This is a genomic window from Paenibacillus sp. PK4536 (assembly GCF_028594455.2).
GTDB lineage: Bacteria > Bacillota > Bacilli > Paenibacillales > Paenibacillaceae > Saccharibacillus > Saccharibacillus nuruki.
In genome coordinates this window covers 2,538,840-2,564,648 of the sequence record NZ_CP126313.1, presented here as the reverse complement: position 1 = coordinate 2,564,648, position 25,809 = coordinate 2,538,840, and the positions used below count along the sequence as shown (strand labels likewise).

Genomic DNA, 25,809 nt, shown 5'->3' with positions numbered 1-25,809 from the left:
GCTTTGCCAACTTCTGCACCTTTAACAGTACTTTTAATTATTTAGACAATAGACCTTTAACATGTTGAACAACGTTCTCAACTGTAAAGCCGTACTCAGCCATTACGCGATCTCCTGGAGCAGAAGCACCGAAAGTTGTAATTCCGATAATTCCACCTTTGTCGCCAGTGTAACGTTCCCAACCGAATGTTTGAGCCATTTCGATTGCAAGACGTGGTTTAACATCTGGTAACAACACAGAATCTTTGTAAGCTTGGTCTTGTTGTTCGAACAATTCCCAGCTTGGCATACTGATAACACGCACTTCGATACCTTCAGATGCTAATGCTTCTTGAGCACGAACAGCTAATTGTACTTCAGAACCTGTTGCAATCAATTGTGCTACTGGTTGTCCCGCTTTAGCATCAGATACCACATAAGCACCTTTTTTGATGTTTTGACGAGAATGTTCTACAGTACCTGGCAAGATCGGCAAGTTTTGACGAGTCAATACAAGCGCGATAGGACCTTTTTGGTTTTCCATAGCATGAGCCCAAGCAGCAGACGTTTCGTTACCATCAGCTGGACGAATCACTGTCAAACCTGGAATGATGCGTAGAGAAGCCAATTGTTCGATCGGTTCGTGTGTAGGACCATCTTCACCAACAGCAATACTATCATGAGTCAACACATACGTTACAGGCAAGCCCATAAGAGCAGCCAAACGTACAGCTGGACGCAAGTAATCTGTAAATACGAAGAATGTACCACCGAAGATTTTAACGCCTGTATGAAGAGCAATACCGTTCATTGCCGCAGCCATACCGAATTCACGTACTCCGTAATAAATGTTACGACCCGCATAACTTTCAGGAGTAAAACTATCCAAACCGTTCAAGTGAGTCATTGTTGAACTCTCAAGGTCAGCAGAACCGCCTGCTAATTGAGGAACACCATTGATTAGACCATTCAACGCATTACCAGAAGCTACACGAGTTGAAACTGCTTTGTCTTCTGTAGTGTAATGAGGAAGTTCTTTGTCCCATCCTTCGCTTAATTCGCCAGCAATTACTGTTTCGAATTGAGCAGCTAGTTCAGGGTTAGCTTTTTTGTATTCAGCAAATTTCTCGTTCCATGCATTGTTCGCTTCTACACCACGCTCTTTTACTTTAGCGAAATGTTCACGAACTTCGTCTGGTACATAGAAATCTTCTTCATAAGTCCACTCATAAGCAGCCTTAGTTAATTTAGCTTCAGCAGAACCTAGTGGAGAACCGTGAGTACCGCCGTGGCCGCCGATACCTTGTTTGTTCGGGCTACCGTAACCGATCACTGTTTTCACTTCGATCAATGTTGGACGAGAAAGATCCGCTTTTGCTTCTTCCAAAGCAGCTGCAAGTGCAGGAAGATCGTTACCGTCTTCTACACGAATCACTTGCCATCCATAAGCTTTAAAACGGTCTTCTACATTCTCAGAGAAAGAAAGACCTGCTTTACCATCCAATGTAATATCATTGGAATCGTACATCATGATCAATTTACCTAGTTTCATATGACCCGCCATAGAAGCAGCTTCACTAGAAACGCCTTCCATCATATCGCCATCACCACAGATTGCATATGTGAAATGATCGACAACATTGAAGTTACCTTGGTTATACGTTGCTGCCAAGTGAGCTTCAGCAATAGCCATACCTACAGCCATACCTACACCTTGACCTAGAGGTCCAGTTGTAGCATCAACACCAACAGTATGACCAAACTCAGGGTGACCTGGAGTTTTACTGCCCCATTGACGGAACTGTTTGATTTCATCCATTTCCAAGCCATAGCCGGAAAGGTGTAGCAAGCTGTACAATAGCATAGAGCCATGTCCAGCAGAAAGTACAAAACGGTCACGGTTGATCCAAGTTGGATTAGCCGGGTTATGTGTCATTGTTTTTGCAAATAATTGGTAACCCATTGGTGCAGAACCCATTGGCATACCAGGATGTCCGGAATTCGCTTTTTCGATTGCATCGATAGAAAGCGTACGGATTGTTGAAATTGCCAGATTATCCACGTTGGAGTTCTCTGCTTTACTTATACTTTGTTCTTGCTCTTGTTTCTTGTCAGTCATGTTAATCCTCCTCATTCTTCTTGGTAAAGCGAGGTGCTTGAGATTCTATTTCATCTGAATATCAGATCTTAGCAAAGTTGCAAATGAAATAAATCCTCTTGAGTCTTTCAATTTGACTTATTAGCCTTCAACCATTGTAACACTTGTTTGAGAAGTTTGCCAGAACGTTATTTAACTTCATCCTTATTTATACCCAAACTGGCTATAACGAAAAGGAAGTTCGTCATTTTGTTTTGGGAAAATCACTTTTTGTTACAGCTTTTTGTATGTGGTGATGGAGGTTTTTTATTGGGATCATGTACTGCTGAGTGCTAAATGTAAGATATTTTGCTTTGCAAAAATCACTTTTTTATTAAAATAGGTCGCGCTTATATTGCCAAGCGCTGGATGTAAGATATTTTGCTTTGCAAAAATCACTTTTTTATTAAAATAGGTCGCGCTTATATTGCCAAGCGCTGGATGTAAGATATTTTGCTTTGCAAAAATCACTTTTTTATTAAAATAGGTCGCGCTTATATTGCCAAGCGCTGGATGTAAGATATTTTGCTTTGCAAAAATCACTTTTTTATTAAAATAGGTCGCGCTTATATTGCCAAGCGCTGGGAGATGAAGGTTTGAGAATAACACGTAATCGTACACAAAGACTGAAATGGCTACCTATTTTGTTGGTTGGTTTACTCAGTGGAATTATTTTAGGTTTGTTTTTGAAATGGATTCAGTATGCAACAGGTTCATTAGTCTATACACTTTTATTGAATATTGATTTTGTTCCTTTTTTACCAGATCGCTTACCTGAACTGATTGAATTTGCTTTACATCTTGTGGTTTCGGTGATTATTGCATGGATCTATAGTATATGGATTCGTTTTTCTCCACATCCATGGAGGTATGGCATATTGATCGGTATTGCGTCTTCTCTTTTATTTATTCCGTTAACATTGATGTCAGATCGAGTTCCAGCGATCACTGATATGACAGCTTATGGTTACTGGTTAATCGGACATTTGTTGTATGGATTATCTTTAAGTCTATTAGCAAAAGTATTATTGATGCGAAAATAAATGCTCAAAAATAATATTCGGTATCTGCGTTCTCTTTAGCATACGTTATCTGTATTAACAGAACATTAACGTACCAACAAAAAAAGCACGAATGATCTTCTGCCAGCTGACCGCAAAAGATCATTCGTGCTTTTTGTATATTTATAGTATAGCTTGCCCTGTACGATTAACATTGAACAAAAGCTACTGACTTGAAAGAAAAATTAATTAAAAACGACTGTTTTGTTCTGATGTACCAGTACGCGATCTTCTGTGTGCCACTCTACTGCTCGTGCTAGAACCACACGTTCAATCGTTCGACCAATACGCTTCAGTTCATTCACATTATCGCTATGACTTACACGTTGAACGTCTTGTTCAATAATCGGTCCACCATCTAATTCTTCTGTTACATAATGAGCGGTTGCGCCGATAATTTTGACACCACGATCATACGCTTGTGCATACGGCTTACCCCCTACAAATGCAGGCAAGAAAGAGTGATGAATATTGATAATACGATTACGGAAGTGTTCAATAAACAACGGTGAAATGATCTGCATATAACGAGCCAGTACAATCAGATCAATATCGGAGCCGATCACTTCTAGTTGCTTTTGTTCAGCTTCTTTTTTAGTATCAGCTGTCACAGGAATATGATGGAACGGAATACCGAATGATTCCACATAGCTACGCATATCATTGTGATTACTGATCACCATAGCAATATCTGCATCTAAATCTCCTGCTTGCCAGTGCCACAACAATTCCACCAGACAATGATCTTCTTTAGATACAAAAATCGCTAGTCTTTTTTTGCGACTCACCTGATTAATAGTCCATTCCATTTTGAACTGATCTCCTACTGCTTGAAAATCACGTTCAAGTGCAGGTAAGTTTTTACTTAGTTCAGGTAGATCAAATTCGACACGCATAAAGAACATACCACCGGCTGGATCCATCGTATATTGATCAGATTGAACAATATTCGCTCCATGTTCAAATAAAAAGCGTGATACTGTTGCAACAATTCCGGGGCCATCTGGACAAGAAATCAGCATCCGTGCGCGATTTTCCTGTTGTTCTTCTCTTGCTGTTTGATTTTGTTTTACATGTACTTCCATTGAATCTTCGTTCCCCCTTCAAATATCTTATATTACAATCTATGTCATGATGCTAAGAAAGTAAATATATTTATTCAAATTTATTAATATTCATTCAATATCATAAAGATTTATATCATTTTTGATAGCATCATGTAGACATTCGATTTTATGAAAGGATACTTTTTCCTGCGAAATAAGCAGTCAACCGATGATTTAATGCTTCTTCACTTAATTCTGTAAATAGACCTTCTGCAATTACCATATCGTACAATCGTTCCATCGGTTCACGAGGATCCGCTTTACGAGCTTTGGCATCACCTTTTAGCATCTCCCATGTTTCCAAAATATATGGACGTGCTTGAATATTCTGCCCTTCAAAGAAATGATGCAATTTTTCTACATCTTCTAAGAATCCTGTACCAAATCGACCTGTCACATCACCACGTAGCAAAGCAATCTCTGCTTCATACATCGGACGCTGTGTTTTAGCATCTTTACCGATCCAAGGCGTTTCCAGTATAAAAGGACGACCTTTCAACTGATCATGATGAACAATCCGGCTAAGCGCTTCATAACCGATCCAACCAGATCCAAGTGTTGTATGGCGATCTTTACCTGCGCCTGTTGGGTTTTTACTATCATTGATATGCATAACTGTTAAACGATCCAATCCAATCAGACGGTCAAATTTCTCCAGCACTCCATCAAAGTCATTGATCAGATCGTAACCAGCATCATGTGTATGACACGTATCAAAACAAATCGTTAATCGTTCATTATGAGGTACCATATCTATAATCTGTGCAATTTCTTCAAAGCTACGCCCTACTTCAGTGCCTTTACCAGCCATCGTTTCTAGCGCAATATTCACATCTGTTTCAGATACGCCAGCTAATACTTTTTCAAGACCTTCTGCAATACGTTTGATACCAAATTCAGCATCCATATCTGTAAAAGCACCTGGATGAAGCACGATATTACGTACACCAATTTGATGCGTACGGCGAATTTCTTCTTGTAGAAAATCAACAGCCAATTCATAAATATTTTCTTTGTACGAACCTAGATTAATAATGTAAGGGGCATGCACAACGATTTCTTCAACACCCATCGTTTGCATTTTTTCTTTGCCTTCTTCAATAAATAACGTATCTATAGGTTTACGGCGCGTATTTTGTGGCGCTCCGGTATATATCATAAATGAGCTTGAGCCATATGTATCTGCCTCATTCGCTGCACTAAGTAACCCTTTACTGGAAAGTGATACATGAGAACCGATCTTTAACATAGTGTATTTCCTCCTTAGTGTTCCGCTATTCGCGAATCTCACCTATTTTAACGTGAATAGCAAAATAAATCTAGAAATAGCTGTGCCTTTCATCGTAAATTCATCGTTTGCTAGCTTATATTCAAATGGTTATCTCAGATCATCTGACTTCATAATGGGTAATTAAAATATAGAAGAATGATAACTGCTTAACATCGGCGCAAATAGATTAATGTACTCTTATACATTTCTAAATTTTTTTAATATATTCAGTAAGATCGATATAGGTTTTGAAGCACATAGATTCTTTGTGGATATAGACTGACTTTAAGATATACATCGTTTATCAGACATAGTGAACTCACTTTAGCTTAAATTAGGAGGATTTATATGAATATCGTTGTTTGTGGAGGTACAGGTCTAGTAGGTAGTCATCTCGTTCCATTTTGGTTACAAGAAAATCACGATATTACAGTAGTGACTCGTAAACTTCCAGATGCGTCCAAATCAAATCCAGCTGTAGAATATATTACGTGGAATGATATGGAACAAAACCCTACGCAATTAGAAGGTGTAGATGTTATCGTTAATCTTTCCGGAGAAACATTGAATCAACGATGGACTACCAAAACCAAACTTGAATTGGTAGAATCGCGCATGAGAACCGTTAATATCGTTTCCAAAGCGATAGAAGCATTGAAGAAAAAGCCTGAAGTGGTTGTTCAAGCCAGTGCAATGGCGATTTATGGTACTTCAGATACGGAAACATTTGATGAACGCAGCCCAAAAAGAACGATGAACTTCCCTTCTAGCCTTGCTGAACAATGGGAAGCCGTAGCTGACAGTATTAAAGGTGTACGCCTGATTAAACTTAGAGTGAGTATTGTACTCGACAAACATAAAGGTGCTTATCCATTGATGCGATTACCTTATATATTAATGGCTGGCGGTAAACTAGGTTCAGGTAAACAGTGGAATTCTTGGATTCATATTGATGATATGGTGAGATTAATCGACTTTTGTGTTAAAAACAAAGCTATTGAAGGCCCAGTCAATGCTTCTTCACCTAATCCTGTACGCTATGCGGATCTTGGAAAAACGATTGCTAAAGTGACTCATCGTCCGCACTGGTTCCATGTTCCAAGTATCGCCCTCAAACCTACATTAGGCGAAATGTCAGATATTTTATTGGATGGACAACGTGTCATTCCGAAAAAAGCTTTGGATCATGGATTTACTTTTCTATTTCCTGAAATTCTAGGCGCTTTAGACCATATCGAAAAAACACAATAATCAGCGTTATCATGTAGACCTTATTATCTAATGATGAACGTTATCATTATAAGTCGATAACAATAACTGTTGATAATGGTTACTTGTATATACTTAAAAAAGAATAAAAGGCGATTTCTTTTAATACGTACTAAAGAAATCGCCTTTTTGCTATATTGTATTACTGTTTGTCTATCATCATTTTTATTCATAATGTGGGTGTATACAGTTAACAATAATCTTAACTTAATCGCAATGTATATACGGCCTGCGCAATAGTAAAAGAATCTCCTTCATGTAAAGGGTATTCTTTATAAGGTACAATAGGTTCTCCTTTTAACATCGTTCCATTACGCGAACTCAAATCTTTGATCGTAATCTGCTGATCATTAATTTCTAATTCAACATGGTTGCGAGAAGTTCCAGTCGACTTTTCCAAATAGTGAACACCTTCTGCTGCTCGACCGATAATAAAGCTTCCCCGAGTCAAACGTACAGGTTCCATCTGCATTGTTCCATTTTCTCTGCGTTCTAGATATCCTGTAAATGCTTGCACTTTAGAATGACCGTATTCTTGATCCGAAGAAGCATCCTGCCCTAACAGAACAGTAGCCATATGTGGTGAAAGCATTTCTGTACTATGATGAGACGAATGTTGTGAATAAGTGTCTTCATGATCATTAGGCATCGAGGAAGCTTGTGATGAACGACCAAATTCTACAGGTGAACCAGTATTAGAATAAACAGCTGATTGTTGTTCATATCCATTCACCATCGAATGTTGATGACGAATAGGTGATGGCTCTGGCGAATCAGAACCAAAAATAGCAGCAATATTTTCATCCCGCCAACGCATCGGATCAGGTGTAGGTGTGGAAGAGACGGTTGCTGAAGCTAGTGCTCGACCCCCTCCTGCTAAAATAGGATCTGCTTGCCATCGCCAATTTTCACTTCCTTCTTCCTCTTCCGACTTTTTATTACGAATAAAAGAAGGCATTTGAAGCCCATTTTTAAGCGGTGATTTACCTTTTAAGATCATATAGATCACTAAAGCAATCGCTATAGTCAAAGCTGTACAGCCATACAACATAAAGTCATTACTGTGCGAAAGGTATCCAAATTTCCAGATCATCGCTGTTACTAAAGCTCCTCCTGCTAGCAAATAGGTTCGATGCGCTGAAGGCATTGGTTGCGCTTCTTGATCAGGTACCGATTGTGTTGGCATCGATGGACTTGGTGTAGCAGAACTTTTATCTTTAGATAGTTTTGTTGATTTTTGATGCTGATTGCTTGGCAAAGGAGGTGTAGCTAAATCGGATGAATTTGTTCTTTTTTTCTTATTTTGCATATGTTGTAAAATAGGATTCGTTGCAGATTGAGCTGGAATATTCACTTCTTGTTGATATCTCACGTTAGAAGATAACGATTCTTGCGATGATGTAGCATTTGAAAATGGTGGAACGTGATTATTCCGCAACTCTGCAGGATCGATCCATTTTGAAGCAGGTGGCTGAGTAGGATGTGTTGTAAGATCTAACATTTGTTGTGGATTACCAAGTAACTCAAGCAACAACATCTTGATGCCTTTGATTGTAAAATCTTCTGCATGACAATAACGCAAAATCCGCTGAATCTGATTACCGCTCAGTTCAGCTACAGAAGTCATCCAACGTGATGCTAATTTGCTTAAAGTCATTTGTACAGGATCTTCATTTAATGTCTCCATCACCGGAATATATGTAAAATGCAATGTTCCTGCCTGTAGTGAACCTTCTACAAAAATATATTCTTCATCCAGTACATAATTAGTCATCGACAACATATGCTGGCTGCTTTCTTCCAGTGTAGAAACTACTTGTAGTAGCAAACCTAGATACTCAGCAATTCCCATCATTTCACCTTGCATACAATGCTTAAGCATTCGCTTACCTGTGATATCATACCGGAGCACTGCTTGTAGATCGACTTCTTGCAAATGAAGTTGTAGAACTCCACGAATACGAGAAGCTAACATCATACCTGTTTGCGCTTTACTCAGATCACTATTTTGAAAACCTTGTTCACGACCTACAATCATATATGTTTTGCCATCTTGTACAAAATCCTGTATCAATTGTTGCATGATAATATATGCCTCCTTACTTTCTGTAGCTGATATTTATGCCCAAATCTTTTATAAGTACGAACTTCAACTGAACCGTAATCCCATATCATCCTAAGTTATAAAAAGATAACAAAACACGACTCCTGGTAATACTGCGGTCATAAAAGGGAATGTTAAAAATTGTTGATGTTCCGTTTCGGTCGATCGAATAGATTGCTTCCATAAAACAGAACCAATAAGCTTCCAAAATACTCTACGCATACGCATTATCGTTTCGCGTCTCCATAACATAATCAACAGACCAATAACCCCTGCGAAAATAATAGAGTACATCATAACCTGAGCAGTCATTCCCATACCGAACCATATCCCAATCCCACCAAACAATTTCACATCACCTGCTCCTACTGCCTTCATCCAATGAAGGATCAGCATAATACCGAATCCCAATAGAAACCCTTTACCAGCAAAAGCAAGACCATCCCAACCAGATATCACCGCATGATATAGTAATCCACTGATCATAAATAAAATATTCAGTATATTAGGAATTTTGCGTGCCTTAATATCTGTCCAAAATGCCCATAATATAAAAACTCCACCGCCGATAAATATCGTTTCCATTGCTATTCTGTATCCCCTTTTATGATCCAAATAAATGTTATCTATTGCTTATGAAGCTGCGCTACCAATAACAGGTCGGCCATCGTACTCTGCGACTTGAAATACACCTCTCACTTCTTTGCCATCTGCTGTAGTGATCGTATAATTTGCCCAACCCGGTGTAGCATTGGAAGGAATTTTCCATGTCCAATTTACATGACCTTCTGCATCTACTGTCGCTTGGCCGAGTCCTTGCGCAGTACTATTCCCACTTTTGTATTGAATATTGAGACTAACAGTTGTACCTGGAGGAGCTTGAGCGACAATCGAAATATTCGATTCTGGATAAGCAGGTGAAGGCACAGAGACAACCGATACGCCTGTTGTTTCTTTCGCTGCTTCTGCCGCATCTTCACCAAACTCTCCAGTGTCTCCTATCCATAATCGTTCTGTTGCTCTTGCTTGCAACACTATCGGTTTGAAAATTAAAGGAATTTTAAACGGTAGCTCATACCGAATTTCGATTCCAAAATACGGATGCGTTTTGGCAGTCAGATCAGGTACAGTCACTTGAGTCACATGAATGCGCTCATAATCTAATTTATTTTCTGCTGATAGCTTCTGCATTAATGGTTTGATCATAGAATCAAGCGCAGGTGCAGATAATTGATTTTTCATATCTTGTAATTTGATATCTCCACTACTTGCCGCTTCCATCATCCACGTATTGAGGGGAGCGGGTACAGAATCTTGGTATTTGGATGCCAGCTCTGTAAATGTTAATTTGGGTAGTCGCATCGATTCAGCAGGCAATAACTCTTTGGCTACAAGGTTATCTGCTGCTAATTGAACAGGATACATATGTGTAGCTACATACCTTGCTGTATCCGAAGTTACATTTTGCATAGCTGTATACACTAATGTCATCTGCACTAAATACACCAAAAAAATAGAAATAAACAAAAAGATCGGTAACACCATAGCGGCTTCTAAAACTATACTTCCACGCTCACCATCTTTAAAAAATCTACATTTTGTACGTCGACGTGGAGTATAGTTTTTAAATTCATAGATATTAGAAGCATTTGATGAAGAATGATGAGCTGGATCGTGTAGATTCGCTGAAGAATAAGTAGCTACAAAGCGAGATGTGGTATTGAATACACCAATAGGCTGGATCGTGTTGCTTGGTTTAATAGGAGTAATCTGCTTGTTTATCCGCATAATACACACCCTGTTCTATAGAACTATTCACACTGGTTGAATTTACCATTTTGATAACACCTGGTAAAAACCAAATAGGCATTGCTGTTCGTATATGAGCTGAAGCATACGTATTTCGTTCTGCTGGATTGATATCTGTCAAAAAGCGGATCAATGCCAACATACGAGACATCTTTTTCTCATTGTTAGGTTGTAACAAAAATAAGCGCATATAATCTCGATACTCGAATTCGATAGGGAAATAAGCAGATAATTTGGTTTTGCCAGTATTAAGTAGTTCGATCATATCTTTGATTGCCATCTCTACACCGTAAGCTACCCCTGCTGCAAGAACAGCTAGTGGATGTCCTAGATTTGCATTTTTGACAAGTCCTTCAGCAGTACGAATGGCAAGTCTCATCCCAAAAATTTCGCTATAGGCTGCGGCAATATTGGCAGAAGGATCATTGATACCGTAGATAATATATTCAATCTGCTGATTACGTACTCCAGCTTGTTCGATTGCATCTTTTATAGAACCTTCTGCTAAAGAATCACCTAATCCTTGAAGCTGAATGATATCGAACGTATTGAAATATTGGATCGCATATTCATTTTGAAAAAATTCATTTCTACCTGTAATCAGTGCATCAGAAAGTCCACCAAATACAACGTCCATCGCACCCATCGCTTTTTTGCTTTCTTTGTAAGGGTCTTTATCCATTTTGGAATCCGAAATCGCTCCACCATCTGCACCGTTAAAAGCTATACTTTCTTTATAATATCCATCTACTTCATCGAACTCTTTAGCTAATAACCTTGCGGCTGCGGCTGCACCTACGATTTGAGCTAACATTTTTTTAGCTTTTTTTAGTTCTTCTTTGGCTTTTGCTTCTGAAGCTGCTTTAGTTTCTGTTCCTGATCTGGCTGCTTTGAGATCATGTTCGATTACACCCATAATTCCGTTAGGAGCTTTACCTGTATAGTTATCTATATATTTTTGTAAAAGCTTAGCGGTACGAATGGTACTGCTTTTTAAAGAATTGGCATCGCCCGTTGTTTTAGTAAGTTGAGCTGTAGCTTCTGTAATTAAGTTACCAATAGCATACTGTGCTGTCGTGTAATCATCTTTTTGTGTTTTGATTGAACTTTCCATTTTGCCTAAAAGGTCATCCGATAATACAAGTTGTTCTAGATTTTTGCGAAGTTCTGCTAATTTCGCTTCTGATTCTGCATCTCCAGCATTCGATCCGCCAGGGATATTTGTATTTCTTACTCGTTCATATGCTTCATTTTGTGTACGAGTTTTGGCTTCTTCGATAATACGAGCAATTTCTTGATTATATTTTTTAATTTCAACCATAATTTCGTTAGCTTCTTTATACATATTGTCATGAGTAATAATTAGATCTTTGTAATCTCTCGATAAATTAGACAAAAACGTTTTAGACTTACTTTTATACGCAGAAATTTTGGCTGTGTTGATCGGACTTTTATCTTTTTTCTTACGTTTCTTATCTTCTGCAATCAACGCTGTGTAATTATTAAACTGAGCTGCAATATCAGCTACAGACGAAATCGAACCTACATTTTTGTTAGCAATTGAACTTTTCACAGGATGCATAATTTTAGCAGTTAATTCTTCAACTTCTGCGGCTGTTTTTTTCTGTAACGCTATTAATTTATCTATTTCTTGTTCACGCTTATCATACGGTTCACGTACATCTTCCAAAACATTTACTGTTTGGCTGGCTTCTTTAAGTACACCAGACATTCCTTTAAATTTATCTACAATTTCTATCGTAAAATCTATAGGTGCTTTATATTTCATTTCTTCTTGAATCTGATGGTTAAACACATCGTAACTTCCTAAAGGACGGCTTAGTTGAACAGATGTTGTATCTGCTCTCATTGGAATTAATTTAAAGCTATCGCTACTCTCGGTATAATTAAAATTCTCATTTAACGCTGTATCTAATAGTTGCGTAGGATCAGATTCGCCTGTAGCAAATAATCCATATTGTTGTTGTAAATCAGTATCAAAAGCAGACATAGCTGAACGAACAGCCGCATGAGCAAGACGCTCGGATTGTACTTCCATCGCTGCAATGCGTGAGTAATCGATAAAAACAGCTGTAAATAAAAAAACACCTGCCAGTACAACGATCATAAAAATAGAAACCACACCTTGTGTATCTGCTACTTTACGTAGTAATGCTTTTTTCCAATAAGTTACTTGGTATCTTAATTGTAGTTTACGTGCTTTTCTCAAAATCATTCACACTCCTGCTTTAACTACCTGCTGCTGTAGAAAACCATTGCAGTACGGTTCCAGCACGTCCCATATTCATAGCCGCACCATATTTCCCTGTAAATTTCGCTCCATAATAACGCATCAATTCGATCGTACGGATAAATTCTACAGGTTCAACAACAACTGAACTTGCACTCACTTCACTTCTCAATGGATGACCTAATTCACGTTCTAATGCGCCCAAAGAAATAGGTTCACTCAACGTTGTATTCACATTTCTCATCATCAAATGGTTGTTATAGGTTGTATTACCACTCATTTTTCCAGGTATCCATGAAGCAGCAGCGGCTAATTTGTTGGCGGGTAATGACCCACCACTTCCACCTGGAATAGCAACATTCGCTGTATTTGCCGCACCTGCCCATCCAAATAATCCACTAATCATATTATCATCAGCGATTCTCCAGTACAGACCATCATCTTGTCCCTGTGGAAAAGCACCTGTATTGATATCTTTGTGACTGTTATCCCAAGTGTACGCTGCACGTTCTGATGTTTTGGATGCAGCCTGTTTAAGCATCGTATTTTGATATTGGTACATACACATAAACAGAATCAGCAACGTGGTGAACAGAATGATAGGAAAAACGATGGAAGCTTCAAGTGTGAAGCTCCCTTTAGTATTTTTCCAAAAACGTTTGATATTCACTTTCTTACTTAAATCCTTCACTTTTAGTTTGCACACTATCAAGTAATCCATTAACAATTTCTGTGATTTTCCCTTTAAATGCTAAAGCAATAATCAAAATAACAGCTACAATGAGTACCATTTCCAATGTTCCAATACCTTCCTCATTACTCCAGAAGTTTTGAACTGCGCCCCATGAACCTTTAATTAAATTTGTCATTATATTTTCCTCCTACATATTCATCATCATAAATGCTGGCGTGCCGACAAGAACCATAACTACTACAAAAATTAACACCATCGGAAATACCATTTTAGAAGAAGCTTGTTCTCCTCTTACACGACTGACTGCTTTGCGTTTATCCCACAATGTCCGTGAAAGATCACGTAAAGCCAGTCCAAATTCTCCACCGCCACGACGGAAGTTAAGCATTACCGTTGTTGTAAATACCGAAACTTCTTGTACTCCACAACGTTTACTAAACGACTCTAATCCTTGCTGAAACGAATACCCATTTTCCATTTCACGTACCATTCGAAAGAGTTCTTTGTACAATGGATGATTTTCTGCTTCACCTTGCTTACGCTGTACACAACGTACAATCGCTTTTTGAACAGTTTCGCCGGCACCTACAAGCAGTACGATTTTATTCAGAAATTCAGGTAGTTCTAGCAAAATATCTTGTTCACGCTCATGTACTTTCTTTTGTAGATCGCGGAACAGTCCAACAGGAAGCAATATTGCCAAAGCGATCCCCATGACTAACCATGTCATACTACCACCAGAGATCGCCGCCATTACCAATCCACCTGTCAGCAGTAACCAGATATACCCTGCCATTTCTGCAATATACAGCAGTGTCATCTCACCACTACGATGTACACCAAATCCTTTTTGGATCGAGCTTTGAATCCGGTAAAACACCCCTGAAAATCGTGATACAAAACGAATTTTTTCGAGCAATACTAACATAGCTGGTAAAAGAGGTCTTAGCTTAATCACTTCAAATGGTAGCTTGGCAAGTTCTTTATGTAACGTACTGGCACTTTGATTCAGTACGACCCATCCAATCACTAATGCTGCTGCCAATAACCCTTCTAACCATATCAAAAGCAGTTTATTCACCTCCCTTCCAGCTTATCGTGATCCTTATTTAGACTTTGATATTCATAAATTTGCGAATTAGCCAATAGCAAAATCCTAAAGCTGCCAAGCAAATGGTAGAAATCACAATCCCAATCGGATTACCATACAATGGTTTCATAAAGTCTGCTGCGGTCACATTCAAAAAGATCAAAAAGAAAAATGGAGTCGCTACCAGCGCATTAGATTCGAATTTTTTCTGCGAAATCATCACTGATATTTCTTGCTGAATATCTAACTTTTCACCGATTGTTGCAGACGTTTTGCGTACCACTTCTACCAGATCACCACCGGTACGTTTACAAGTGACAAATACATCTGCAAAATTCGTAATATCTTCATTCATAGCTCGATCGCTAAAATCTTGTAATGCTTCTTCGATCGGCTGTCCATACTCTAATCGCGTGGTAATAATATTGAGCTCTCGAATCATGTCGTTATCCCCATCTGGATATAACATACGCAAATCTTGTGCTGCTTCGCGAAATCCATTTTCAACTGAACGTCCGACGGCTAGAGAAGATGACAATGAATATAGCGCTTGTTTGAAATGTGAGCTTAACGCCGCTCGCTTACGTTCTAGTAAATGTTTACGTAGTAATTTCGGCATAAACCATGCGCCTATCGCCAGTACACTAGCAATAATCCATTGATGGTAAAACAGATAACCGATCATGATAAACAAAATAGCGCAGAGCACAATACAACTTATTCGTTGTAAGGCAGATAAGTGATACACAGTATAATCAGCTAACTCTGCACGTGGCTGTTCAGAACGTGCAAGTGGTGGAAGCGATGATGAAGATGGATGAGGTGCAGCAGGATTAACTTGTGCTACAGGTGTAACTGTTTGGCTTTTTCCTGCATGATTAGCTTTGAACATATGGTTCTCCTTTCTTTAGGTATCTTGAACAATTTCTACATATAGCTGGTTATACTCTGCTATGTTCAGCAGTAGGCGTATACATCGAAGCTAACTTACGCCATTCTTCGATTCCAGCTGCTCGTAATTTATCCGTGTGAATTAGTAGATTGCCTGTAGGCACAAGATCACCTATAATGCGCCCTTCTTTTTCACCCGACTCTTCAAATATAAACAAAGGATTCAACACCACTTCGCCATCAACCATACCTCGTACTTCTGAGATTTCTACAATACGACGTGAACGATCACGCAAACGAGCTAGATGGACAAAGATATCAATCGCCGAACTAATCTGCTTACGTACAACCTGCATAGGTAAGTCTGCTCCGCTAAGTACCATCGTTTCTAGACGACTGATCATATCTACAGCGCTGTTAGCATGACCTGTAGATAAAGAGCCATCATGACCTGTGTTCATCGCTTGTAGCATATCTAGCGCTTCTGAGCCCCGCACCTCACCGACTACAATCCGATTGGGACGCATCCGTAGAGAAGAACGGATCAGATCACGGATCGAAATTTCACCTTTGCCTTCTGTATTGGAATTACGAGTTTCCATAGACACTAAATTTGGAATCGTTTTGATCTGTAATTCTGCTGAATCTTCGATAGTGATTACACGCTCGTCTTCAGGAATGTACTGAGATAATGCATTAAGAAAAGTCGTTTTTCCTGATCCGGTACCTCCACTAATAAAGATATTAAATTTACTTTGAACAAGCGTCTGTAGCAAGTTAGACGCAACTGGAGCAATTGCACCCATACGAACCAGATCATTCATGGTCATCGGTTGCTCTGGAAATTTACGAATAGTCATTGTAGGACCTTTAAGCGCTACAGGTGGTAATACAATATTGACACGTGATCCATCTTTGAGCCTTGCATCGACTATTGGTGACGATTCATTGACGACCCGATTGACACCCGACACGATCGTCTGAATAATATCCTCTAATCGATCTCTGGATTCAAAGACTGTAGCATTGCGCATCACTTGCCCATTACGTTCAATAAAAATGTCTGTATGACTATTGATCATAATCTCGGTCACACTTTTATCATCTACAAGAGGTTGCAAAATATCTAATCCCCGAAAAGAATCAAATACTTGGCGTACTAAGCGACGTTTCTCGCCAGCAGTTAAATTAGGATAACGTTGTTGATCTAATACTTTTTGTTCTATACGCTGCATCAGCTCATCATCGTCGATTGTGAATGTTACATCTAGACCGGAGCGCACTTCATCCCGTAATGTTAAAAATAAGTCTTCGTTCACATTTTCACCCCGTCCGTACTATAAATATCATATGTACCAGACTGACATAGCTTCAAGATATCTCGCTGAAAAATAGGAGAACACCATAGCAATTCGCTGTTTGTCACTTGTTTCCATGAAGGAACATAAGCCAGTGTACCTTCTAACTGCATATCTTCCAGTGGTAAAACATTCACAATACTACCGTTGAATTTGTTCATAACAAACGATGTTTTGGCTCGCAATTCTTGATATAAGCTTGCATAATGATTTTCCCAATAAGACATCCAGATAGCTGTTTTGTTCATACAAGGTAGATCGTCGGTCATTAGCCATAACACACGATCACTTTCTTGCAATGCTACCTGTATCCGTTCATGCCAGCTTGATTCTCCATCGATTACGATATGATCGTATTCACCACTATTCACAAGATAACGAATTAACATTTGCGTTTCTTCAGCTGTCATGCGCAATAATTCATTTAAATTTTCAGGTGGTTCAAAGGTGTCAGCTTTCATTTCTTCAGCATGTATTGCATAGGAAGAAGGAAGATGAGTCGGTATTTCTTTTTTCTCTGCAAATGCTTGTAGATCGTATAGCAAGCGAGACAACCCATTACTTTGCTCACGTTGCTGATCCCAATGTAGTAACCATGTGCTACTCGCTGATTCTAGATTCAGATAAAATACATGATGTCCGCTCATACTTAATTGTTTTACCATATTAATAGCCGTAATCGACTTACCACTTCCCGAAACAGCAGAGTGCACCATTGTGACGATTGTACGGTTATCACGGCGTACTACATCTGTAATTGTAGGTTTGGTCATAGCGCATAATTGTTCGAGTAAACTCTGTAAAGGTTGATATTTTGCTATCGAAGGACCTTCCAGAGTAGTTTCCCCGTATTCATTTAGACATACCCAGCGATATTGCTGAATATTTTCACTATTTAACCAGCTTTTGAGAAAAGATTCTTCTGCCGCTACCAATCCTGAATGTTCCCCACTATTCATATAGGTGCGAAATGTAGCTATATTCGAAAAAGCTCTGATCCTTACTTTAGATCCGTATTCACTGTCTCTTACATAGCGCAGTAATAGTTCAATATACTGGCTATCTTCAACGCCCAGAACAATGTGTACTGGAGCCATAGACTTTCCCCCTCAAAAAATGCAACAAAAAAAGCACCGTTTAAATACCACACAAAGTAAATTGTGCGATGCTTAAACGGTGCTTCCGTTGCATGTGTTATCCAATTAACGATAGAATAGCATACATTTTATAGGTCTGCAATACTATTTTACTAAAGAAAGCAAAAAAATATCAGATAATATGAATATATAGTCTCACTTTTAGTTATCAATTGTATATTTCCTCACTGTATATATACCTATAAACGAGTCTAAATAACTACAAACTGCATATATAGGTCATTTGTTGAATACAAGTGTTTAACATAGAGATATTACATTATAGTTACATATGTTGCATTTAATTAAGATAAGGTTAAATGGATACAGAGTAATCAACTCAGTCTATGCCAATCAGGAGAGGTGGAAAATTTATGTTTAAACGCCCTATGAATACTAAGCCATGGGCAGTTTTGCTTCTGACAGGAGCAATCTGTATGGCTTCACCTTCATTTATGTATGCAGCGGATACCGTTACGCCATTAACTAACCCTTCTTGGACGTCAACTTCCCTATTCACCGATAAAATGGAGAACGCTATTGCGACTCGTGCAACCGATGTACACGCGCTTCCATCCAAAAATCTGGTGTATGTACATACGCAACAAGATATCCCTAATACAACCGGTCAGACTAAAAACAACTGGTATCTGGATACCGTCAAAGCTTTTGATATCAAAACCGGTAAAATGAAATGGCAATACACTCTACATGACGCTGCTGGCCCTTACACATTGAACACAGATATGATTTATTCTAGTTATGGAACAGTCTATGTCTATGCTGCTTATTCGGATGGTACTTATAAGCTTCATTCGATCAATTCAGCAGGTAAACTCAACTGGGTCAAAACATTAACAGGTGCAAGCAGTATAACGATGCTGAAAGATAGCTCTCTACTTGTCGCTTCTCAAGGTACAGTGAATAGTAAAGGTGTAGTGAAATCAACCATCAGTCGTTACGATACAATGGGGAAATTGCTAAATACCAAAGATATTCAAGGTTCTGTACTGAAAGCAGAAGGCGATCGTATTATTGTAACGGCAAGTAATTTACTTAAAAATGAAAATGGCTGGGAAGCTGTTCCAAATCCTAAAGTGGATGTATATGGTCTAGCGTTAACCAAATTATATTCTTACCAGTTCCCGGCAAACATCAATATTTATGGAGATGGCAGTGACTCGATGTTTGTACTTAAAGACAGCACTGTTCTGATTCGTACCAATATTGATCGTACTAAAAACAAAATATTTGCTTTCAATGCAAAAGGCAAATTAATGTGGGGACGCAATATCCCGGCGGGTTCGATTACACAATCAACAGGTACAGGTTATGTCGTCTATGATAATCAAATGATGAAATTATATAATACGACTTCTAGCAAAGTACTGGCTTCCCGTGAATTAGAAGGTGAACCTTCTGTCGATTATACATGGGTACAAAAAACAAGCGATGGTAACTTAGCTGTTAATCTAGATGATCGTACTTACATCTTGTATCCAACCAATCTTTCTACTATTCATGTATTCAAAAATAAAGCATTAAGCGCGCCAAATGATTATGTGAATCATACGATCTATTCTGTCGATCAAGATATGCTTGCCAAAATGGTATTAAAATAACTCGTTTTTGCTTTCATATCCAAAAGATCACAAAAAAGCACCTTCATCCTTTATGGAGAGGTGCTTTTTGCAATATCTATAATTAATCTATAAAGCGTCCACGAATCTCTGGACTAGGTAACATACACTGATCAGCTTTACCAAACCAACGATAACGATTTTGAGCGACATAATTATATACTGCATCACGTAATGGCTTCGGTACAAGAATCAGAGCAAACATAATAGGCCATGGAAAGCGCAATTGGCGAGCAATACGTAAAGCCCCTGTAGAACGAGTATAATATCTACCATTTTCTATCAGTACAAAGGTATCCATTGTATCTGTTGAAATACCTCCACGTTTGAGCAGTTCTTGTCCAACCTCCGATTGAATCGAAGCAAAATGGAATTTGCCTTTGGGATCACGAGCAATAATAATTTTAGTTAAACCCTGACAAAAGTGGCAGACTCCATCGACAAGAACAATAGAATGGTCACCATGAATCAATTGATCGACTTCTGCTTGTGTTTTATCTGTAGGATCACCTGGTTTGGATACTGGTGCTTGACTTGTTGTAGCTACATTTGTATTTTCCATTGTATTGTTCCTCCTTTAGATTAATCACAAAATATAGAAAAAAGACGCAAGGGTGCAATACCCCCGCGTCTTTCATTTAATTATAACCATTTAAATATTAAGAAAGTGCTTTATCAATCAATTGACGATCTTGAATCTGTTGATTGATGTCGCCTGCAAATGCATCCATACATTTACAAATAAAGTCTTTACGGCATACTGGGCAAGGCGTCGTTAACAAACGATTGATGTTTGTCATTTTCCACTCTGGAAAACGATTGTAAAACACACGGCATTGTGTTCCGTCAGCAAGTGTCAAAACAAATTCGTACAAACCATCTTTTTCATTGATACCAGCTTTTTGTAATTCCGTAATATTCGGTCTATATGCCATTAATGATCACCCATTATCCTTTAAATTTCGGTATAAAACAATAGAAATTCACCTATGTCATCTTAAAGAATTTTGCTTTGCCTGTCAACTCATTTTGATTGCGGGGGAGCAACTGATGAGTCGAAAAAGCAATGATAGCCATTGATTTGGTCATTTTATATTAATAAATAGATTTTAAAATACTCTGTTATCTACACTTACCCTTCTCTATCATTTTTAATCTCTTCCTTTAAAGATAATCATGACTTTCATGAGGATTTGGAAGTATAGAATAAAAAAAGAACCTGAAATTGTTCAGGTTCTTTGACACTCTTGCTCTATTTAAAATAAATAATACATTAGCAATTAGACAATATTCAATTGTACATCAATATTACCGCGAATCGCTTTGGAATACGGACAGAATTCATGTGCTTTTTTAGCAATATCTGTCGCTTCTTCTTTAGACAATCCTGGAATATTAATATCCATACGTACTGACAATTTGAATCCACCATCTGTATCTTTATCAAGCATTACGTTATTCACAATCGTTGTATCTTTTACATCTACTTTAGCTTGACGTGCTACATTGGCTAATGCGCTTTGATAACAAGCGCCATATCCTGCTGCAAATAATTCTTCAGGATTTGTACCTGTACCTCCGCCGCCACCTAATTCTTTAGGCATAACCAAATCTACATCGAGTCCACCTGTAGTTGATTCCACTTTACCTTGACGTCCACCATGGACTGTTACTTTTGCTGTATATACTGCCATTTCGTTTCAGCTCCTTGTGATAGGCTATTTTAGATCAACACTATATTTGTAAAGCATTTCTAGACAAATGAAACTTTTGACCATAATAAACTCCATTTTTTGAAATTAAATTGTATCATGTTATAATAGGTTACCAAACAAAAAGGTGGTGGAATATCATTATGAGTATATACGATTATGCTGTTGATAATATTCGTGGAGAGAAAGTGTCGTTAGAGAATTATAAAGGCAAACCGATGTTGATTGTGAATACGGCAAGTAAATGTGGATTTACGCCTCAATTTGCTGGACTTCAAAATCTATATGATGAGTTTAAAGATCATGATTTCGAAATTTTAGGCTTTCCAAGTAATCAATTTGGTCAGCAAGATCCCGGTTCCAACGAAGAAATTTCTGAATTTTGTCAATTGAATTATGGTGTAACTTTTCCTATGTTTGAGAAATTAGAAGTCAAAGGTGCTTCTGCTCATCCACTTTTTCAATATTTAAGCAAAGAAGCTCCGGGTATTTTAGGTTCCAAAGCGATCAAATGGAACTTCACTAAGTTTCTAATCGATAGTAATGGCAAACCTGTAAAACGATATTCACCTCAGACGACTCCAGATAAAATAGAAGCTGATATTCGTGAATTACTAAAAAATGATGCTTCAACACCAACTACAAATTCATAAATAAATCCATAAAAAAGCCTTCTAAACGTTAGAGATACATGCGCTCTCTGATCATTTAAAAGGCTTTTTTGTTGAGGAATATGTATAGAACTGTCTAATCAAGCTTATAATGCGGTCGAGAGGACTCGAACCTCCACGGGTATACACCCACTACCCCCTCAAGGTAGCGTGTCTGCCATTCCACCACGACCGCGCAAAAAATACATTCTTGCAGCGAACCTCCATATTATACTATTCTAACCCTCACTTGTAAACCTACTTCCAAAATCAGTAATCTTATTGCATAACCATGACCTTAAATATACTTTGTATGGTCTCCATCTGCTACTAAAATATAAAAAGCCCACCTGTGATAGGCGGACTTTTGAATATATCATCTTATTGATCTTGCTTTTTATTTTTGCGGTACACTGTAAATTCAATATATTCTTTGATGAAGCCTTTTTCATTCTCTGATAATACTTCATCTTGGCAATTCAGTTGCCCCATTAGTTCAAAAAAATAAGGATCAGTCTGCTCTTTAATTAATTCAGGAAGACGTTCTTGCCCTGTAAGCAACCAATCCAGACTTGTATTAAAGTAAGCAGCAATCTCAATAAGCTTATGTGTACCGGGTGTAGATTTGCCTCTTTTCCAATCACCAAAATTACCTGTACTGATTTTTAACTGTTCACAAAATGATTTCTTGGTAATGCCTTTATTCTTAATCAATATTTCAATTCGATCATAGATAGATTGCATATTGGACCTCCACTCCCGACCATATTATCTTTAGGTACTCAATTAAGTTATTTTTGTTGATTAACAACTTAAAAAAGTATATACTTACTTTATCGACATTTTTTTACTACTTTCCCTAAATAATTATATCACAGGTTTTTGAATAATGAATTTTGGACTCTTTATTCATCACCTGACAATACACATTTTGATGTTTAGTTAAGGGGTGATATCTATTGAATCGCAAGCAGCCCGTTACCCCATTCGGTTGGGCAATCAAGCAACGTCTGGCAGAATTACAGATGGATCAGAAAACATTTTGCACACGTCACGGGATTCCTCCTTCCCGCTTATCCAATCTCATTAACGGTACACGCAAAGCCACACGATACCGTAAACAAGTCGCCGATCTGCTTGATATTCATGATTGTTGTAATCACTGATATGCGTACATAGTTATACTACAGCTCCTGCAATATACAACAGGTTAATAATCATTTGCAGCCAATTTATGTATTTAGAACTTTAGTCTGGATATGGCGAATATGAACTAATCACTCATTTATATTCTACCAAAAATAAGCTTTCTATTCTATCCTATATTAATAACATTATAAAAAAAGTCCCGGCTATAACAGCTAGGACTTTTTTTACTTTATAATGCGGTCGAGAGGACTCGAACCTCCACGGGTATACACCCACTACCCCCTCAAGGTAGCGTGTCTGCCATTCCACCACGACCGCTCAATGAATATAACTGAGGATTATTTATAAAAGGATGAGCCATGAAGGGCTCGAACCTTCGACACCCTGATTAAAAGTCAGGTGCTCTACCAACTGAGCTAATGGCTCACAAATACAAACATAAATGGTGACCCGTAGGGGACTCGAACCCCTGTTACCTCCGTGAAAGGGAGGTGTCTTAACCACTTGACCAACGGGCCATGCTCTTTAACAACAGAAATGAGTATAACAAGAATCGATATAGATAGCAAGCATTTCAAATGAAAATTATTTTACTTACTATTTACACAAATGCTCTTGTTAATTCACTTAAAAATACTTATAATTACTTATATATACTTATTTAAAAGGAGTATGTTTATGTATCAAGAAGAGCGAATGCTTCACATTTTAGCGTATCTCAAAAATCATCAACGTATTAATATTGAAGATATTTGCCAGTTATTTGATGTATCCAGAGATACAGCGAGACGTGATCTGGTACGGATGGAAGAGCAAAATTCAATTATTCGTACACGAGGTGGAGCTCTACTGCCTTCTTCTGAAATGGTTATTCCTAGTTATCAAGATAGACTGAATACTGTTTCTTTGGAAAAGAAAAGTATTGGTAAAGTTGCTGCTTCACTAATAAATGATCGTGATCGTGTCATTCTTGATTCTTCGACAACTGTGCAAGCTTGTGCAGAATTTTTAGATGCTAAAGGTTGTACGATCATTACGAACTCTATTAATCAAGCTGATATTTTATCAGACAAAGAAGATATTACGATTCATTTGCTAGGTGGACAACTACATACTCAGCATCGTTATGTATATGGTTCAGCAGCGATTGAACGGCTTTCTCATTATTTTGTTCAACGTGCTTTTATCGGGATCGGAGGTATTTCTGCCAAAGGGCTTACTTCGGTCTCTGATGAAGAAGGCATGATTAAGCACAAAATGATGCAACAAGCAGATATCGTTATTATTTTAGCTGATCAATCCAAATTCGGTAGAGAACTATTTTATAAATTTGCCGATTTATCTGAAATTGATCTTATTATTACAGATCGTGCCCCTACCCCCGAGATGGCTGAATTACTAAAACAACATGAAATTGAAGTTCATATCGCCAATCAACCTATTTTGAAGGAGATGAGTCTATGACTGTCAAATTAATTGCTATTGATCTAGACGGAACCTTATTAAGCGCACATACTCACATCAGTGAGACGAATATTCAAGCTGTACGTACAGCACAACAAGAAGGAATTCTAGTCACTATTGCTACAGGACGTGAACATGGAAATGTACGCGAGATCCTACAATCTTCAGGTCTTGAGACTCCTGTTATTTCTTCAAACGGATCTGTCATTCATGATGAGCAAGACCAACAACTATTCACTTTACCTTTAGAGCGTCAGGCTGCTAATGAAGTTTTACAATGGTTAGAAGTTAATGAGTATTACTATCAGGTGCACAGTAACCGTGGCATTTATACCGTAAATAACAGCCATCAACTATTAGCTATGGAAGTCGATCGTCTGCTAAGTACGGATCCTGACCCTAGCTTACTTAAAATGCTAGAAGCTATGCAGTTCCATCATGAAAATACAGGATTTTTACGTATTTCATCCTATACTGAAATTCCGGATCAAGCTGATTTGTATAATGTGATGGCATTGTCTTTAGATCCAGAAAAGTTACAAGTAGGACGAGACAAATTTTCTAATCGTGATGATATGACAATGGTCATCTCAGGTAGTCATAATTTTGAAATGGAGCACAAACAAGCTTCTAAAGGATTCGCTCTACAACGTCTTGCGGAACACTTTAATATTCCTATTGAGGATACGATGGCGATTGGAGATAACTACAATGATGTCTCCATGCTGCAAATAGCAGGTAAAGGTGTAGCGATGGGCAATGCTGATCTAGAAGTACAATCCTATGCGGATGAAGTCACCAAAAACAATGAAGAAGATGGCGTAGCTCATGCGATCTATAAAGCAATGGGTATGACGATCCCTTCTGCTTAACATTTCTTTTTTGATTTTTACCATTTAGTTATTAATATATTTCAAATGAAAGTGAATTCTGAGATATTCAGATTCACTTTTTTTGTTTATGTACAGATTAGACACTAAGTCAAAAGAATCATTAATATAGAATGGAACTAGATATATTATCCTTTATTCATCCAACC

General features: G+C 38.1%; 25 protein-coding genes and 4 tRNA genes. 7 read left to right on the top strand and 22 right to left on the bottom strand.

The features are described 5' to 3' along the window. Positions 1–37: 37 nt before the first annotated feature. Complete coding sequence (gene tkt, locus PO903_RS11465) at positions 38–2,098, bottom strand: transketolase (protein WP_069327170.1); 2,061 nt, start codon at positions 2,096–2,098, stop codon at positions 38–40. A gap of 294 nt (positions 2,099–2,392) precedes the next feature. Then, positions 2,393–2,725 carry a hypothetical protein gene (locus PO903_RS11460; RefSeq protein WP_273593475.1) on the bottom strand — a complete coding sequence of 111 codons (333 nt, stop codon included), beginning with the start codon at positions 2,723–2,725 and terminating at the stop codon, positions 2,393–2,395. Between PO903_RS11460 and PO903_RS11455 the strand changes: the two genes are divergently transcribed. Next, complete coding sequence (locus PO903_RS11455) at positions 2,713–3,159, top strand: hypothetical protein (RefSeq protein WP_273593474.1); 447 nt, start codon at positions 2,713–2,715, stop codon at positions 3,157–3,159. The two genes, PO903_RS11460 and PO903_RS11455, sit on opposite strands and share 13 nt — an antisense overlap. A gap of 203 nt (positions 3,160–3,362) precedes the next feature. Here the strand turns inward: PO903_RS11455 and purU are convergent, their stop codons facing one another. After that, positions 3,363–4,262: a formyltetrahydrofolate deformylase gene (purU, locus tag PO903_RS11450; RefSeq protein WP_273593473.1), complete on the bottom strand. Its 900-nt coding sequence runs from the start codon at positions 4,260–4,262 to the stop codon at positions 3,363–3,365. A 148-nt stretch (positions 4,263–4,410) separates the two neighbouring features. Continuing rightward, the gene (locus tag PO903_RS11445; RefSeq protein ID WP_273593472.1) at positions 4,411–5,532 is read right to left on the bottom strand and encodes a deoxyribonuclease IV; all 1,122 of its coding nucleotides are present in this window, start codon (positions 5,530–5,532) and stop codon (positions 4,411–4,413) included. Positions 5,533–5,901: 369 nt separating this feature from the next. Here PO903_RS11445 and PO903_RS11440 point away from each other — a divergent pair, with 369 nt between their 5' ends. Then, positions 5,902–6,804: a TIGR01777 family oxidoreductase gene (locus tag PO903_RS11440; protein ID WP_137222104.1), complete on the top strand. Its 903-nt coding sequence runs from the start codon at positions 5,902–5,904 to the stop codon at positions 6,802–6,804. Positions 6,805–7,024: 220 nt separating this feature from the next. Here the strand turns inward: PO903_RS11440 and PO903_RS11435 are convergent, their stop codons facing one another. The 10 genes from PO903_RS11435 to PO903_RS11390 all read right to left on the bottom strand — a co-directional run bounded on the left by PO903_RS11435 (position 7,025) and on the right by PO903_RS11390 (position 18,116). Then, entirely contained in the window at positions 7,025–8,905 is a 1,881-nt protein-coding gene (locus PO903_RS11435) for a DUF6382 and FHA domain-containing protein (protein ID WP_273593471.1), read from the bottom strand. 93 nt (positions 8,906–8,998) lie between these two features. Next, the gene (locus PO903_RS11430) at positions 8,999–9,511 is read right to left on the bottom strand and encodes an A24 family peptidase (protein WP_069327164.1); all 513 of its coding nucleotides are present in this window, start codon (positions 9,509–9,511) and stop codon (positions 8,999–9,001) included. Between the two features lie 48 nt (positions 9,512–9,559). Next, positions 9,560–10,714 carry a TadE/TadG family type IV pilus assembly protein gene (locus tag PO903_RS11425; RefSeq protein ID WP_083243429.1) on the bottom strand — a complete coding sequence of 385 codons (1,155 nt, stop codon included), beginning with the start codon at positions 10,712–10,714 and terminating at the stop codon, positions 9,560–9,562. Further along, positions 10,683–12,971, bottom strand: a complete 2,289-nt coding sequence (locus PO903_RS11420; RefSeq protein ID WP_273593470.1) for a TadE/TadG family type IV pilus assembly protein — start codon at positions 12,969–12,971, stop codon at positions 10,683–10,685. The genes PO903_RS11425 and PO903_RS11420 overlap by 32 nt, the downstream gene beginning before the upstream one ends. A gap of 13 nt (positions 12,972–12,984) precedes the next feature. Then, a complete protein-coding gene (locus tag PO903_RS11415; RefSeq protein WP_273593469.1) occupies positions 12,985–13,656 on the bottom strand; it encodes a TadE/TadG family type IV pilus assembly protein in 672 nt (223 codons plus the stop codon). 4 nt (positions 13,657–13,660) lie between these two features. Next, positions 13,661–13,855, bottom strand: a complete 195-nt coding sequence (locus tag PO903_RS11410; protein WP_273593468.1) for a Flp1 family type IVb pilin — start codon at positions 13,853–13,855, stop codon at positions 13,661–13,663. Between the two features lie 12 nt (positions 13,856–13,867). After that, on the bottom strand, positions 13,868–14,752 hold the full coding sequence (locus PO903_RS11405; protein ID WP_069327282.1) for a type II secretion system F family protein: 885 nt from the start codon (positions 14,750–14,752) through the stop codon (positions 13,868–13,870). Positions 14,753–14,789: 37 nt separating this feature from the next. Beyond that, positions 14,790–15,662 (bottom strand): type II secretion system F family protein, encoded by an 873-nt coding sequence (locus PO903_RS11400; protein WP_069327160.1) that lies wholly within the window; start codon positions 15,660–15,662, stop codon positions 14,790–14,792. A gap of 49 nt (positions 15,663–15,711) precedes the next feature. Next, positions 15,712–16,980 carry a TadA family conjugal transfer-associated ATPase gene (locus PO903_RS11395; RefSeq protein ID WP_273593467.1) on the bottom strand — a complete coding sequence of 423 codons (1,269 nt, stop codon included), beginning with the start codon at positions 16,978–16,980 and terminating at the stop codon, positions 15,712–15,714. Continuing rightward, positions 16,977–18,116, bottom strand: a complete 1,140-nt coding sequence (locus PO903_RS11390) for a P-loop NTPase family protein (protein ID WP_273593466.1) — start codon at positions 18,114–18,116, stop codon at positions 16,977–16,979. Before PO903_RS11390 ends, PO903_RS11395 begins: the two co-directional genes overlap by 4 nt. Positions 18,117–18,529: 413 nt before the next feature. Here PO903_RS11390 and PO903_RS11385 point away from each other — a divergent pair, with 413 nt between their 5' ends. Beyond that, positions 18,530–19,777: an outer membrane protein assembly factor BamB family protein gene (locus tag PO903_RS11385; RefSeq protein ID WP_273593465.1), complete on the top strand. Its 1,248-nt coding sequence runs from the start codon at positions 18,530–18,532 to the stop codon at positions 19,775–19,777. 82 nt (positions 19,778–19,859) lie between these two features. On the opposite strand, the gene PO903_RS11380 is transcribed toward PO903_RS11385, so the two are convergent. From PO903_RS11380 to PO903_RS11370, 3 genes are all read right to left on the bottom strand, one after another. Continuing rightward, a complete protein-coding gene (locus PO903_RS11380) occupies positions 19,860–20,357 on the bottom strand; it encodes a thiol-disulfide oxidoreductase DCC family protein (RefSeq protein ID WP_083243427.1) in 498 nt (165 codons plus the stop codon). A gap of 97 nt (positions 20,358–20,454) precedes the next feature. Further along, positions 20,455–20,730: a hypothetical protein gene (locus PO903_RS11375; protein WP_069327156.1), complete on the bottom strand. Its 276-nt coding sequence runs from the start codon at positions 20,728–20,730 to the stop codon at positions 20,455–20,457. 345 nt (positions 20,731–21,075) lie between these two features. Further along, positions 21,076–21,489, bottom strand: a complete 414-nt coding sequence (locus tag PO903_RS11370; protein WP_069327155.1) for an organic hydroperoxide resistance protein — start codon at positions 21,487–21,489, stop codon at positions 21,076–21,078. A 161-nt stretch (positions 21,490–21,650) separates the two neighbouring features. Between PO903_RS11370 and PO903_RS11365 the strand changes: the two genes are divergently transcribed. Then, the gene (locus tag PO903_RS11365) at positions 21,651–22,160 is read left to right on the top strand and encodes a glutathione peroxidase (protein WP_273593464.1); all 510 of its coding nucleotides are present in this window, start codon (positions 21,651–21,653) and stop codon (positions 22,158–22,160) included. A gap of 110 nt (positions 22,161–22,270) precedes the next feature. Here the strand turns inward: PO903_RS11365 and PO903_RS11360 are convergent. Then, positions 22,271–22,353 (bottom strand) — tRNA-Leu (locus tag PO903_RS11360). A gap of 185 nt (positions 22,354–22,538) precedes the next feature. Beyond that, positions 22,539–22,901 (bottom strand): helix-turn-helix domain-containing protein, encoded by a 363-nt coding sequence (locus PO903_RS11355; RefSeq protein WP_069327153.1) that lies wholly within the window; start codon positions 22,899–22,901, stop codon positions 22,539–22,541. A 215-nt stretch (positions 22,902–23,116) separates the two neighbouring features. Between PO903_RS11355 and PO903_RS11350 the strand changes: the two genes are divergently transcribed. Continuing rightward, positions 23,117–23,323: a helix-turn-helix domain-containing protein gene (locus PO903_RS11350; protein WP_069327152.1), complete on the top strand. Its 207-nt coding sequence runs from the start codon at positions 23,117–23,119 to the stop codon at positions 23,321–23,323. Between the two features lie 218 nt (positions 23,324–23,541). Here the strand turns inward: PO903_RS11350 and PO903_RS11345 are convergent. From PO903_RS11345 to PO903_RS11335, 3 genes are all read right to left on the bottom strand, one after another. Next, positions 23,542–23,624 (bottom strand) — tRNA-Leu (locus PO903_RS11345). A gap of 35 nt (positions 23,625–23,659) precedes the next feature. Beyond that, positions 23,660–23,732: transfer RNA gene (locus PO903_RS11340), tRNA-Lys, on the bottom strand. A 17-nt stretch (positions 23,733–23,749) separates the two neighbouring features. Further along, positions 23,750–23,824 (bottom strand) — tRNA-Glu (locus PO903_RS11335). Positions 23,825–23,984: 160 nt separating this feature from the next. On the opposite strand from PO903_RS11335, the gene PO903_RS11330 reads away from it, so the two are divergent. After that, positions 23,985–24,770 carry a DeoR/GlpR family DNA-binding transcription regulator gene (locus PO903_RS11330; RefSeq protein WP_069327151.1) on the top strand — a complete coding sequence of 262 codons (786 nt, stop codon included), beginning with the start codon at positions 23,985–23,987 and terminating at the stop codon, positions 24,768–24,770. Beyond that, positions 24,767–25,642, top strand: coding sequence for a Cof-type HAD-IIB family hydrolase (locus PO903_RS11325; protein WP_273593463.1), 876 nt, complete (start codon positions 24,767–24,769; stop codon positions 25,640–25,642). Before PO903_RS11330 ends, PO903_RS11325 begins: the two co-directional genes overlap by 4 nt. Positions 25,643–25,809: the final 167 nt, after the last annotated feature.